At 34.2% G+C, this 14453-nt stretch carries 10 protein-coding genes; 2 read left to right on the forward strand and 8 right to left on the reverse strand.

Annotated elements, in window-relative coordinates; all coding sequences use genetic code 11:
* Window positions 1-142 precede the first annotated feature (142 nt).
* The 4 genes from G6042_RS14270 to G6042_RS06555 form a co-directional block, all read right to left on the reverse strand.
* Entirely contained in the window at window positions 143-1240 is a 1098-nt protein-coding gene (locus tag G6042_RS14270; RefSeq protein WP_262887307.1) for a discoidin domain-containing protein, read from the reverse strand.
* The gene (locus G6042_RS14275; protein ID WP_262887308.1) at window positions 1237-2022 is read right to left on the reverse strand and encodes a family 43 glycosylhydrolase; all 786 of its coding nucleotides are present in this window, start codon (window positions 2020-2022) and stop codon (window positions 1237-1239) included. The genes G6042_RS14270 and G6042_RS14275 overlap by 4 nt, the downstream gene beginning before the upstream one ends.
* Before the next feature lie 5 nt (window positions 2023-2027).
* Window positions 2028-4127 carry a glycoside hydrolase family 97 protein gene (locus G6042_RS06550; RefSeq protein WP_169523502.1) on the reverse strand — a complete coding sequence of 700 codons (2100 nt, stop codon included), beginning with the start codon at window positions 4125-4127 and terminating at the stop codon, window positions 2028-2030.
* A 228-nt stretch (window positions 4128-4355) separates the two neighbouring features.
* Complete coding sequence (locus tag G6042_RS06555) at window positions 4356-5558, reverse strand: NAD(P)-dependent oxidoreductase (RefSeq protein ID WP_169523503.1); 1203 nt, start codon at window positions 5556-5558, stop codon at window positions 4356-4358.
* Window positions 5559-5716: 158 nt separating this feature from the next.
* Between G6042_RS06555 and G6042_RS06560 the strand changes: the two genes are divergently transcribed.
* On the forward strand, window positions 5717-6928 hold the full coding sequence (locus G6042_RS06560; protein ID WP_235933216.1) for a serine hydrolase domain-containing protein: 1212 nt from the start codon (window positions 5717-5719) through the stop codon (window positions 6926-6928).
* A gap of 159 nt (window positions 6929-7087) precedes the next feature.
* Window positions 7088-8104, forward strand: a complete 1017-nt coding sequence (locus G6042_RS06565; RefSeq protein ID WP_169523505.1) for a hypothetical protein — start codon at window positions 7088-7090, stop codon at window positions 8102-8104.
* A 109-nt stretch (window positions 8105-8213) separates the two neighbouring features.
* Here G6042_RS06565 and G6042_RS06570 read toward each other — a convergent pair whose 3' ends face one another.
* Genes G6042_RS06570 through G6042_RS06585 form a run of 4 tightly spaced genes read right to left on the reverse strand, consistent with a single transcriptional unit; the run spans window position 8214 to window position 14403 of the window.
* Window positions 8214-9602: a TolC family protein gene (locus tag G6042_RS06570; protein WP_169523506.1), complete on the reverse strand. Its 1389-nt coding sequence runs from the start codon at window positions 9600-9602 to the stop codon at window positions 8214-8216.
* Between the two features lie 30 nt (window positions 9603-9632).
* Window positions 9633-12788 carry an efflux RND transporter permease subunit gene (locus G6042_RS06575; RefSeq protein ID WP_169523507.1) on the reverse strand — a complete coding sequence of 1052 codons (3156 nt, stop codon included), beginning with the start codon at window positions 12786-12788 and terminating at the stop codon, window positions 9633-9635.
* Window positions 12789-12797: 9 nt separating this feature from the next.
* Window positions 12798-13907, reverse strand: coding sequence for an efflux RND transporter periplasmic adaptor subunit (locus tag G6042_RS06580; RefSeq protein ID WP_169523508.1), 1110 nt, complete (start codon window positions 13905-13907; stop codon window positions 12798-12800).
* A 7-nt stretch (window positions 13908-13914) separates the two neighbouring features.
* Window positions 13915-14403, reverse strand: coding sequence for a GbsR/MarR family transcriptional regulator (locus tag G6042_RS06585; protein ID WP_169523509.1), 489 nt, complete (start codon window positions 14401-14403; stop codon window positions 13915-13917).
* Window positions 14404-14453 lie beyond the last annotated feature (50 nt).

The following is a 14453-nucleotide window of genomic DNA, read 5'->3' on the forward strand; positions in this document are numbered from 1 at the left end:
CGTTTATTGGTTAAATATACAGTTATAAGCAAAACACATGGAAATTGGGAGCAATTAGTTATTAACGAAATCGATTTCATAAACCTATTTTTATCAAATTCCTATAAAAATTACAACGTTTGCGTTCCATCAACTTTATAAATTACTCTGCTTTTTTAATTTCTGATTTTGGTCCAATTCCGTTGTTGTTGAATGCTTCAATTTGGAAATAATATACATCTGAACGATCCAATCCATTAAAATAATATTCGGTTTTGCCATAAACCATAATCGAACCGTATAATTTGTCAGGCGATTTTCCAAAGTAAATTACATAACCATCAGCATTAGGTTCTTGTTTCCATTTGAACCAAACATTTCTGCGTTCACCTTTAATCTTTGGAGCAGAACGCAACGGAACAAATCCTTTAACTTCGGCTGGTTTTTCGCCACTTCCTTTTCCAAAAACTCTAAAACCACTAATAGCAAATTTACCCGTTGGCATGCTAATATTTTCTAGTTTCAAATAACGAGCAACGATAGGTTTTTGTAACTCTATATATTCATGAGGAACATCTTTGGTGCTTTTGCTTTTATCAATTGCTATTTTCCAATTTTTGTTATCATCAGAGGCATAAATGATGTATTTGTGACCAGTTGTTGTATCAGGTTTACCCATGATTTCAGCATCTTGATCGGCATAGTTAATTTGAATGGCGTTGATGGTACTTTTTTCGCCTAAATCTGAAATTAAATATTCGCCTTTGTTAGCCGTTTTTGCTGACCAATAGGTTTTTATATCTTCATCTACAATCAAATTAGGTTGAAATCCGCCAAGCGTTGACGAAACCTGAACTGGTTTGTTATAATTCAATAACATCCAACCTGCAAAACTTTCGCTTAAATGACCTTTATTTTCTGATGGTAAAAAGGTTGGATAATCGCCATAAGCTGTATTGGAATATAAAATATCGTCTTTATCAAAACCTGCTGGCCAAATTCCCAATCGGCGTTCGAAATTATTTTTGACACAAATTCCTATGGTGGAAACATGCCAATATTTATCGTTACTATCTGTAAAAGTTGCACCATGTCCAGCACCGCGAGCAAATCCTCCAGGTTTATAGGAAAACGGATTATGAGATTGATATTCAAATGGTCCAAGCGGATGTTTGCCTACATAAACACCATCTGCATAACCACTGAATTCAGTTCCTGGCGCGCCATATTGCAAATAATATTTACCGTTATGTTTGGTCATAAAAGCGCCTTCAGTAAACGGTTGTAAAAAGGTGTTACGTTGTATTCACCAAATCGTTCCCAACCGTGTTCATCGTCATTCAAGGCTAAAACTGGAATTCTTTCGCCTTCGGGTTGAAAGGTTTTGCGGTTGAGTTTCATTCCATACAATGGATATAAATTACTCGAACCATAATATTCATAGACTTCGTCTTTTTCTTTGTCCCAAAAAATTTGCGGATCCCAAGCAGCAGCTTCCGATTTGTGGATGAGTTCTTTCCACTCGCCTTTTTTGGGATTTGTACTCATCCAAAGTGGAAAATCTTTTCCGTGGGTTGAACCAACAACTAGCAACGTATCATTGACAAAAGACAATGATGGCGCGCAAAGTTCATCATAAACTTTATGCTCAGGACGAAGGAATTTTTTTGAGATAAATTTCCAATCAGACATGTCTTTGCTATGCCAATAACCCCATTGATTTGTGGAAAAAAGATAGTAATCGCTTTTGAAAAAAGTAATTACCGGATCGGCTGTGGCACGATGTTTTCCTTGTTCAACAAAATTTGGAATTGGACAATAACCATAATCAATATTGATTGGATTGCAATAGGTTTTGTTTTGTGCTTGCAGCGAATTTGTATTGATGCAGATTGCCGTAGCCCAGATAGAAACGTAAAGCCATGAGGAAGTATTTTCTATTTTTTTCTTATCAAAAAAAAGCGACCAAAGAAGCTCTTTTTTTGATTTAGAAAAAAAGAAAATACGACGAATGCTTGAAGTGAATAGCTGGAAATGGCTCATAAAAATTAATTAATTGGTTCAAAACTAATTGCGGTTCCGCCACCTTTTGCTAAAACTAATTTTAGTTTAGATTTAGAAGTAACGGTCATTGTTTTTATTTCATAATTGATTGGATTTTTCTCCCAATCGGCTGTTTTTCCATCTTGATAAATAACCGCTTTATATTTTTTATTTGGCGAAAGGAAATCCAATTTAATTTCAGAAGTTCTAGCATTTTCATCGGTGATTGCTCCAAGAAACCAACGTTCCGATTTTTTGTCTTTTCGGGCAACAGTCAAATAATCTCCTGGTTCAGCTTCTAGATATTTGCTGTCTTGCCAATCGGCTGCAACGTCTTTGATGAACTGAAAGGCATCAGGATATTTTTCGTAGTTTTCAGGTAAATCGGCTGCCATTTGCAACGGAGAATACATGGTTACATACAAGGCTAATTGTTTTGCCAAAGTGGTATGAACTTGCTCTTTTTTGGTTTTGTCATACGCACTCATTTTGATTTCAAAAATTCCTGGCGTATAATCCATTGGTCCGCCAAGAAGTCGTGTAAACGGTAAAATGGTTTCGTGCATTGGCGGATTTCCGTTGCTCCAAGCGTTGAATTCGTTTCCGCGAGCTGCTTCTGCCGCAATATAATTTGGATACGTTCTGTGGTAACCTGTTGGTCGTGTGCTTTCGTGAGAATTAACCATTAATTTGTTGTCAGCCATTCGTTTAGCCACAAAATTGAAATGGTTTACCATGGTTTGTCCGTCGTGAAATTCGCCACGCGGAATAATTTTTCCAACATAACCTGATTTTACCGCTGGGTAACCGTATTGTTTCATCAAATTCATTGCTCGGTCTAAATGTCTTTCATAATTAGCCACTGAACCCGAAGTTTCGTGGTGCATAATCATTTTTACACCTTTAGATTTAGCATAATCGTTAACCGCTTTCAAATCAAAATCAGGATATGGCGTTACAAAATCGAAAACATCTTCTTTCCAGTTGCCAAACCAATCTTCCCAACCTACGTTCCAACCTTCAACTAACACACCGTCGAAACCGTGTTTTGCAGCAAAATCGATATAACGTTTGGTGTTTTCTGTTGTTGCTCCGTGTTTTCCACTGGCAATTAATTCTCTAGTTTCGGTATTCTGTGCATTTTGTGAACCAGCATAATCCCAAGTAGATTTACCTACGTGCATTTCCCACCAAACACCAACATATTTCATTGGTTTTATCCAAGAAGTATCTTCAATTTTTGAAGGTTCGTTTAGGTTTAAAGTCATTTTGGAACTGACAATAGTTCGTGCATCATCGCTAACCATAATCGTTCTCCAAGGCGTAACGCAAGGTGTTTGCAAATAGGCTTTGTCGCCAATGGCATTTGGCGCTAAAATTGAAGTTAATCCAAATGTTTTTGGGTTTAATTCCAAATGCATTACTGGATAGTTTACCGTTGCCGCTTCGAAGATGTTGATGTATAAACCATCGGATGATTTCATCATTAGCGGCGATTGTACTGCATATTTTCCTGGAATAGATTTTACTCCAATTCCGTTGTTCAAATCGAGTTTTTCATTATCTATTTCAGACAATAATGTTTCATTATATACATATTCCTGACTGTCAAAATCGCCTGGTATCCAAAACGTTTTGTGATTTCCAGCTAGGTTAAATTCGGTTTTTTCTTCTTTAACGATAAAATAGTTTAAGTCTTTTTGTTTTGGAAATTCATAACGAAAAGCAACGCCTTCATCATAAACTCTAAAAACAATAGTAAGCCTTTTTTCGCTTTTCTTTTGAATTAAATTGATTACAAATTCATTATAGTTATTTCTGATACTACTTTGTTCTCCAAGTACAGGTTTCCATACTTCGTCAAAAGTTGATGTATTACTATTTTCAACCGTAAATCCTTTAGTAAAATCGGTTCCATCCTTTAGTTTTAATCCTAAAAAACTCTGATTTACTACTTTCTTATCTTTTAAAGTTACAGAATAATTTGGTTTTCCTTCATTATCTAAACCAAAATTAACTGTTAAAGACTTGGAAGGTGATTGAACTTTTTGAGCATTTACAATTGAAACCAAAAAAAGTAATGCTAAAATTTGAAATTTTTTCATCTAAAATACTTTGATTTTTTTACAAAAAAGTGATACTACTTTTCTATTTTGTTATTTTTTAATCCTAAAAATTAATACATTAAAAAAAATGCTGATATAATTTTCATAAAAATACATTTATTCGTAAATTCTAATAACAAAGAACAAAAATAGTTATTAACGAAAACGATTTCTTTTACTATTTTTAACAACTCTACAAAAAAAATCCCGACTATATCGGGACTTTATTTATTTTTCATCTACATAATCTTGAAGATAGGCAAATCGAGGTGTTAATTTTCCGTTTTCGGTTATCTTAGCACGTTGCAAAATACCGTCTTTATCATTATTAAAAAAAGCTGGAATAACGTGTTGCATAAACATTTCGCCAAAACCTTCGCTGGCATCTTTTGGCAATTCACACGGTAAATTATCGACTGACATTACCATGATTGAACCTGGATGCGAATAAGGAACTTCTTTATGTTCGCTTGGCAAATAACCAAAAAATGGTTCGGCTATCGTCGATGCTTTGATGGTACAGGCAATTGGTCCATTAACATCACATGAAATATCAGCAACAACTTGAATTTTATTTTTGGGCGAATTCAGCATTTCACGAGTTAAAATATCGGGTGCATTATTTCCGTGAAAATGTCCAGCCATATAAATATCGGCTACTTTAGTAAATCGTTCAAAATCAGAAATATAATCTTGAGGATTTTTATAAAAATCTTGATTATCTAAAACTTGACCGTCTTTTCTTTTGTTATAATCCAAAACATCGATTTGAGTATAAACGGGTTGCGTATAAATTTTATTCAAAAAATCATCTGCCGAAACCTGTTTTACCTTCATTCCGTCGAGAATTTCTTTTGCGCCCATTCCTACTTTTCCGTGACCAGTCAATACAATTTTGATGTTGGGAAGAATTTGTCTTTTTAGTCTAACAATTAAATCGTCTTTACTTTTTAGTGTTTCAGCTTTTGGCAACGTAAATAAATCATATTTAATTCCAAAAGCTCTAAAACCGTTGTAAGCACCAACAATTCCGGCATAGCGACCAAAACCTATCAACCTTCTGTTGTTTACATCAACAATAGTTTCGTGGTCAAAAAGCTCGATATTTTTCTCTAAAATAGCTTGCAGTAACTTTCTATTATAAGGTTGAAATTTAATCGTATGCGAAAAGAAAAAATACTTTTTATTTGGTATCAAATAATCAACTGGAATTTCTTTTACGCCAAATAAAACATCGCAATCCGTCATATCTGAAACAACTTCAATTCCAAGATTAGCATATTCTTCATCCGAAAAAACTCGAATATCTGAACTTTCAACTTTAATTTCAGCATTAGGATATTCCGTTTTTAACTTTACTAATTCTTCTGGAGTAAAAACTACACGTCTGTCTGGCGGATTTTTTCTTTCTTTTATAATTCCAAATTTCATTACCTCAAATTTTAATTGCCCAAAAGTAACGGTAACGAAAACGTTTTCAAAACTTTTTTATGAAATAATATTGTGGAAAACATGTTGAAAGGTTTGTCGTTTTTGTTCTGTAAACCCATTTTGAATAATTATATTTGTTATTCCACATATTTATGAAAATGAAAAATAAAATCATTCTATATATTTCCCTATTACTATCCTTTTTTATAATTACAACTATTGCCGTTACCTCATGTTCTAAACAAGAAAAAACCGAAGAAGGCGTTGTTAAAATTAACGAAAACGGAATTCCCGTAATGCAACCTCTTCAAGAAGAATTACCAAAACTTTCGGAAAAATTTATAGCCGATAAAAAATATGGTTCATCGTTGTTTTTTGAAAAAACATGGTCAGAGAAAAATGATAACGTTGCGTTTTTGGTTGCCAAAAACGGTCAAATTATTTATGAAAACTACATGGGTTTTGCCAACAAGCGAACCGATGAAATGATTACTAAAGATACGCCTTTGCACACAGCTTCCGTTAGTAAAGTTTTGACCGCAACAGCCGTTTTAATGCTTGTTGATGCCAAAAAAATTGCGCTTGATCAAAAAGTAAACACCATTATTACCAATTTTCCTTATCCAGATGTAACCGTTCAAACGCTTTTAAATCACAGAAGTGGAATGAAAAACTATGCTTATTTTACTTTTGAAAATAACAATTGGGACAAAAAGAAGACGTTAACCAACGAAGATATCATCAAGGTAATGATTGAAAAAGAAATTCCGCTGGAAACCAAAACCGATACTCGTTTTAGTTATTGCAATACCAACTATGCTGTGTTGGCATTAATTGTGGAAAAAATCACCAGAATGAAGTTTCCTGCGGCGATGAAAGAAATGATTTTTGCTCCACTTGGAATGACAAACACCTATGTTTGTGACTTTGAAAAAGACCGCGAAAACATTGTTCCTTCCTATAAAGGAAACAATATGGAAATTGGAACTGATTATCTCGATGCCGTTTATGGCGACAAAAATATTTATTCCACGCCACGCGATTTATTAAAATTTGATACCGCGCGTTATGCGCCATTTTTTCTAAATCCTGAACTGATAAAAAAAGTATATCAAGGTTATAGTTATGAAAGCAAAGGTGTGAAAAATTATGGTCTTGGCATAAGAATGATTGAATTTGAAAAAGGCGAACCATTTTATTTTCACAACGGTTGGTGGCACGGAAACACGTCATCTTTTATCAATCTTAGAAAAGAAAAAGTAACTATTATAGCTTTATCTAACAAATACACCAAGAAAACCTATCAATCTAAAAAGCTTGCTGGACTTTTTGGTGATTATCCGTTTAAATGGAACGATAACGATGAGTAATTTATTTCATCTTTAAAAAACACAATCCTCAATGGTAAAACTGTTGAGGATTTTTTTATATTTTTACTTTTACAAATGTTTATACGTATTTGTAAATGGAACATGCGACAATCTGCGTGTTGGCTTTATTTTAAGGCAAAACCAAACATACAAATTTATATGACACAAGAAGAACTATCGAGAGAATTAGCTTCTAAAAAGAAAGCTTTTAAAAATGAAAGTAGAATTGAAGAATGCTTTCATCACAAAAAAGATGAATGTAATGGACTAATTAAACAAGCTCATAGTATTCAAAGAAATGGTAGACTTTCAATTTTAGAATCTGATGTCAATGGAAATATGTGTGTTTATACTTTTACTAGCCATAAATCAACTAAAGAAAGATGGTTAGACGACTTAGTACCTATTGGTAAAAAAGAAGCTTCAACATTTTTTGGCTTTTGTGATTATCACGATACAAATCTATTTTCTCCAATAGAAAATTTTCAATTTGATAAAAGTTTAAAACATTTATTTCTTCACTCATATCGTTCCTATGCACATTCTTACCATAGAAAACATGAAGAATATAAAATTTATAATAATCCTGAGTCTGAATTCGTAAAATCCTTACCAAAAGATTGGGTAGAAATACTTAAAATGGGAGTTGAAATGGGAGTAAAAGATTTGAAATTTTATAAACATCAATTAGATGCTGCTTTAGAAAATGAACAATATGATTTTTTTAAATATTTAGTTTATGAAAAAGAAGGTTTGTATCCATTCGCTGTTTCTTCTCAAATATCTCCAACCGTTTCATATAAAAATAAGCCAATGAATAATCATTTGAAGCCAAATGAACCTTATTCACAGCCTATATTGACTTTTTTACCTGACAGAACAACAACATTTGTAATTCTTGCAATTTTTCCTAATGATAAAAACGGAGAAATTTTATTAGACGAATTGAAAGAACTAAATGCAGTAGAATTAGAAAAAGTAATTACTTCTTTAATCATTGCAAATTGTGAGAATACATTCTTTTCTCCAAAGGTTTGGAACAAACTAAATCAAAATCAAAAGAGAATCTTTCTTGATGAATATGCTATTAACACAGAAACTGAAAAATACAAAAATGTTTTTTTTAAAAGTCGAATAAATTTTTTTTCAGATTTTTTTGAAATTAATAATCTATAAAAAAGCAAGAAGGAAAGAACCTAGAAAACTATATTCTGAGTAACAACTAATTTTAAAAAACAAAAAAACCAGCAATTAAGCTGGTTTTTGTCTTTTTCATTCATAGCAATTAATTCCCACCGCCTAACGCTTTATACAATTGTATCACTGCGTTCATTTGTTTGTATTTATTATCAATATAATTGATTTCGGTGTTTAGTGCGTTGTCTTTGGAAGTCAATACTTCCAGATAGTTCACCATTCCATACTGCAACAATTCATCCGAATAGTTGGCAGCTTGGGTTAACGCTTCCAACTGGTTTTTGCGGATAGCTAGTTTTGAGGTTTCGTTTTCATAACTCGCCAAGGCATCTGACACTTCTTTTCCAGCGGCTAAAATGGCTTTTTCATATTGCAGATAGGCTTTTTGCTGATTGGCTTTGGCAACTTCCAATCGGGTTTTATTTTGGCGTTGTGCAAAAACTGGTTGTGTCAATCCAGCGATTACCGTAGCAAAAATAGAATTGGTACTGAACCATTGTTTAAGCTCTAAAGCTTGTAAACCACTAGTAGCATTCAAGGTTAAGGATGGATAAAAGAAACTTCGCGCTACATTAGTTTGTTCAAAAGAACTTCTAAAGTTTAACTCTGCCGAAACCACATCGGGACGTTTACTCAAGACCGAAACTGGAAGTCCTGCACTGACATTTGCCTCAATTTTTTGGGTTTCAAAAGTAGAACGATTTACGGTTCCTGAAACTTTTCCTAACAACTGCGAAAAAGTATTTTCAAGTACTTTTCGATTAAATTCCAAATCTTTTAATATGATTTGGGTAGCATATTTTTGAGCTTCGGTTTGTTTTACGGCTACTTCGTTTACATTTCCAGCTTTTTTTAATGCTTGGATTACCTCAACACTTTGGGTTCTATTTTCCAGCGTTTTAGTCACTACTTTAATTTGAGCATCGACCGCAAGCAACTGAAAATACAACGAAGAAACGGTTGCAATCAATTCGGTTTGCACGGCTTGTTTAGCTGCATTGGATTGAAGTAATTGTGCCAAAGCGGCTCTTTTGGTGCTTCGTATTTTTCCCCAGATATCGGCTTCCCAAGATAATTTTGCCGATAGTTCATATTGGTCTAACGAACTGAATAATCGTCCAAACTGGCTATTGCTCGACAATTCTTGATGCGTCAACGAAGCATTTGCCGTTACTGAAGGTAAATAACCTGCTTTTCCTTGCTTGAAAGTTGCTTCGGCCGCTTCGATATTTTGCAGTGCGATTTTCAAGTCTAAATTATTTTGCAAGCATTCATTGATGTGTTGTTGCAAAAGGGTATCAGTAAATAATTTATTCCAAGGCACCGATGCTATTGAGGTTGTATCCGTGCTTTCGGTTCGGAATAGATTTTCGGTGGTTACTTTTGGCGCTTCATAGTCTTTGGCTACAAAACACGACTGCATCAGCGTCATGATGGCTACAAAAAGTACACTTTTGATGATATATGGCTTTTTCATTTTTAGGCTGAATTTTTCAGTATCTAGTTATTAATTTTCTTCGGCTTCTAATTCCGATTCAGGTAAAATAGTTTTGGGTTTACCACTTATTCGCTCTTGTAAACCTTGGAACACAATAAACAACACCGGAATTACAAATACTCCCAAAATAGTTCCTATCAACATACCGCCAATAGCTCCAGTTCCAATAGCTTTGTTTCCAATAGCTCCGGCACCTTGCGCCAACATCAATGGCAATAATCCTAAAATAAAGGCAAAGGATGTCATCAAAATTGGTCGTAAACGCGCTCCGGCACCTTGAATAGCTGCTTGTTTAATACTCCAACCTTTTCGCCTTGCTTCTACCGAGAATTCTACAATCAAAATGGCATTTTTGGCTAATAATCCAATGAGCATAATGAGTGTAATTTGTAAATAGATATTATTACTTACATTAAAGAAAAACGCAAAAATATAAGAACCGGCTAATCCAACGGGTAACGAAAGTAAAACAGCAAAAGGCAGTATATAACTTTCATATTGAGCGGCTAATAAGAAATAAACAAAGATTAAACACAGCATGAAAATGAAAATAGTTTGTCCACCAGCGCTAATTTCTTCACGTGTCATCCCCGAATATTCATAGCCGTAACCAACAGGTAAGGTTTGTGCTGCAACTTCTTCTACCGCTTTAATGGCTTCACCTGAACTAAAACCGTCGTTTGGAGCACCTTGTACTTTTACCGAAGTAAACAAGTTAAAACGCTCGATAGCTTGTGGACCAAATACTTTTTCTAACGTAATAAATTGTGAAATAGGCGACATTTTACCAACGTTATTTCGAACCAATACTTTATTTAATGATTCAGGATCAGCTCTAAACTGTGGCTCCGATTGATAAATAACACGGTATTGTTTACCGAATTTATTAAAATTGGAAGCATAAACGCCACCATAATAACCTTGCATAGTACCTAAAACATCGGCAACAGTTAATCCAGATTTTTTAATTGCTGGTACGTTCAAATCGATACGATATTGCGGATAATTTGGAGAAAAAGAAGTCGATGCGTATTTTACTTCAGGACGACTGTTTAAAGCTGCCAAAAATTTATCTTTTACCGTGTTCAATTCTTGAATGGTTCCTCCTTTTTGATCTTGTAACTGGAACTCAAAACCACTACTGAAACCAAATCCAACGATGGTTGGTCGAGCAAAGAACAATACCTTGGCATCTTTTATCACCGCAGTTCTTTTGAATAATTCGCCTACAATAGCCGTGATTTCCTGATTATCATTTTTACGTTCTGCCCAAGGTTTTAGCTTTACGATAACCATACCGTAATTACTTCCACTTCCGCTTAATAAACTTCGTCCTGAAATTCTAAGAATTCCTTCAATTTCAGGTATGTCTTTTACTTTATTTTCAATTTGTAATAAAACTTGTTCTGTTCTTTCTAAAGATGTTCCTGGCGGAAGCGAAATATCAGACATAATACCACCCGTATCTTCGCTTGGCACAAAAGCTTTTGGCGTAATATTCATTAAAAACACAAACAAAGCAGTAAAAATTGCAATTCCTAAAAACGCTAACCATTTTTGTTTGATAAAAAATCCAACTGACTTTTTATATTTAATAGTGGTAGCTTCAAACGCCATATTAAATGCTGAATAAAAACGTTGTAAAAATCCTTTTTTCTCTTCGCCTTTGTCGTGATGTTTCAAGAAAATAGCACACAACGCTGGCGAAAGTGTTAAGGCATTAATAGCCGATAACACGATGGAAACCGCCAAGGTTAATCCGAATTGTTTATAAAAAACTCCAGACGAACCACTAATAAACGAAACCGGAATAAACACCGCTGACATCACTAAAGTAATGGAAATAATGGCATTACTGATGTCGTTCATAGCGCTATGCGTTGCTTTTCTTGGATCGTGTTCGCCCTCTTCCATCTTGGCATGAACGGCTTCGACGACAACTATGGCATCATCGACGACAATTCCGACGGCTAATACCAAGGCAAAAAGCGTTAATAGATTGATTGTAAATCCGAATAAATTCAGGAAGAAGAAAGTTCCAACGATGGCAACTGGTACCGAAATAGCTGGTATCAACGTTGAACGCCAATCTTGTAAAAAGACAAATACCACTAAGAATACGAGTATAAAGGCTTCAATTAACGTATGAATTACTTTTGTGATGGATTCATCAAGGAAATCATTAGCATTAACTAAATCTCGGTATTTTACCCCTTTTGGAAAATTTACCGAAGAATCTTCCAGAACTTTCAACGAACCTTCAATTACTTCCTGTGCATTAGAACCTGCTGTTTGGGCAATAGCAACTGCTACGGATGGGTTTCCGTTAGTTAAAGTATTACTAGCATAATTTATGGCGCCAAGTTCAATTTTTGCCACATCGCCTAAACGAAGTACTTCGCCATTTTGTGTAGAACGAATTACAATTTGTTCAAACTCTTTGATGTCTTGTAAACGACCTTTATATTTTAATGTATATTGATACGATTGATTACCACTTTCTCCTAATTGTCCTGGAGCAGCTTCAATGTTTTGTTCTGCTAATAAATTAGTAATATCAGAAGGTACAAGTCCATAAGAACCCATTACATCTGGCTTAAGCCAAATACGCATAGAATAATCTTTTTGACCAAAAACCATTGCTTCTCCAACACCTGGAACACGCTTGATTTTTGGTAAAATATTGATATTCGCATAATTCTGAAGGAAAGTCATATCATAATTTGGATTTTCACTATACAATGAAAAAATCAAAATGTTATCACTTTGTCTTTTGGCTGTAGTTACTCCTGCTCTTGTTACTTCTTGCGGTAGCAACGGCGTGGCACGAGAAACACGGTTTTGAACGTTTACGGCAGCCAAATCAGGGTTTGTTCCTAATTTGAAATAAATATTAATGGAAGCCGAACCATCATTATTTGAAGTAGAAGTCATATAAGTCATGTCTTCTACTCCGTTGATTTGTTCTTCTAGTGGAATAACTACCGAATTCATCACTACTTCGGAACTTGCTCCTTGATAGTTGGCAGAAACAGTTACTGTTGGCGGAGCAATTTCGGGATATTGAGAAACAGGAAGTGAAATCAATCCTAAAATACCCAAAATAACAATGATAACAGAAATTACTGTTGATAATACAGGTCTGTCAATAAATTTTGAAAACATATTTTTTAATTATTTGGTGGTAGGATTAAGTACTTCATTAAAATCTACTAGTTCAGGTTTGATAGCTGTTCCTTCTGTGATAATTCCAACACCTTCCAGTACCACTTTATCGCCAACATTTAGTCCTTTATCTACTACGAAAAACTTACCGCCAGAAATAGCTCTAACCTCAACCGGAACAACTTTTACTTTATTTTCATTATCTACAACAAGTACGATGCGTTTGTCTTGTAATTCCATCGAAGCATTTTGAGGAATAAGGATAACGTCTTTTAAATCGGTTGGAATTTGAATGGTTCCGCTTCCACCAGAACGAAGTAATTTATTAGCATTAGGGAATTTTGCTCTTACATTAAACGAACCTGTTTGTACATTAGCTTGACCACTAAAGGTCTCGATTTTCCCTGACTGCTCATATGTCATTCCATTACTCAAAAGTAATTTTACTGGCAACATTTTATTTAATTTTTCTTGAAATGATTTTCCTTCAGCATTCATCATGATGTCGAGCTGTTGCTTTTCATTTACTGAAAAATAGGCATAAACGGAACTGATATCGGAAACTCGGGTTAATGGTTCAGCTGTTTGACTGCTTACATAACTTCCTAAACGCATTGGTATGGTTCCAACAATTCCGTTTACAGGACTTTTGATGGTGGCATAATTTATTCTTTCTACTATACTTTGGTAAGTACTTTTGGCACTGGCTAAATTAGCTTTGGCCGTTTCCAATTGTACCTCACTGATGATGTTTCGATCTACCAAAGGTTTTAAACGGTTTACTTCAACTTGAGCCGCTGTTACTCGTGCTTTGGCTGCTGCTGCATCTTGAGTTGCAGTTTGGGTTTCTAATTTAAAAAGCGGTTGTCCTTTTTTTACTTCCTGTCCTTCGTCAACATATATTTTTTCGATATAACCATCAACTTTAGCTCTAATTTCAACATCAGTAACGCCTTCTAAAGTTACTGGATATTCTGCCGTTAATGTAGTATTTGCTTTTTGTACTTCTACTACTTTATAAGGCATCGGTGGCATTTCTTTTTTAACATCATCTGCTTTTTTACAAGAAAACAAACTTATTGTTATTAATAGTAAAATGATAATATTATTCTTTTTCATAGGGCTTTTATTTAGCGGATTGATTTTTGATTTCTATTGATTTGAATTTATTGATGGTTGAAAGCAGAAGCTGTTCCACTTGTAAAACATGTTCTTTATAGGCACACATATTTTGAAAATTAATTTCTTCTTGAACACAAGAAATATTCTTTTTCCGGAATTGCATTAATCTGTCTATCATCATTTTTTCACCATCAATAATGGTTAAATAATTTTTTAATCGTTGACTTAGAGGTGCAGCTTTAAAGTATTTTTTTCTGTCTCCGGCTACTGTAAAATATTCTATCCTACCTGTTTTGAGTAATAAATTAAGATTGGTAGAAACTGAACTTTTACTGGCTTGCATTTTTTCAACCAATGTATCAAATGTCAATCCCGATTTACATCCGTCAATAACTAACGTTGCTAAAATACGTCCTCCAAGTGGAGAAATATTATATAGGCGTTCAAAATGAATTCCAAATAATTCTATTAATTCGCTTTTTTCATCTTCCATGGAATTATTTTTTTGGCAAATTTAATCTTAGTTCGGATATTACCGAACTA

The sequence above is a fragment of the Flavobacterium solisilvae genome, assembly GCF_012911605.1.
GTDB classification, from domain to species: Bacteria; Bacteroidota; Bacteroidia; order Flavobacteriales; family Flavobacteriaceae; genus Flavobacterium; species Flavobacterium solisilvae.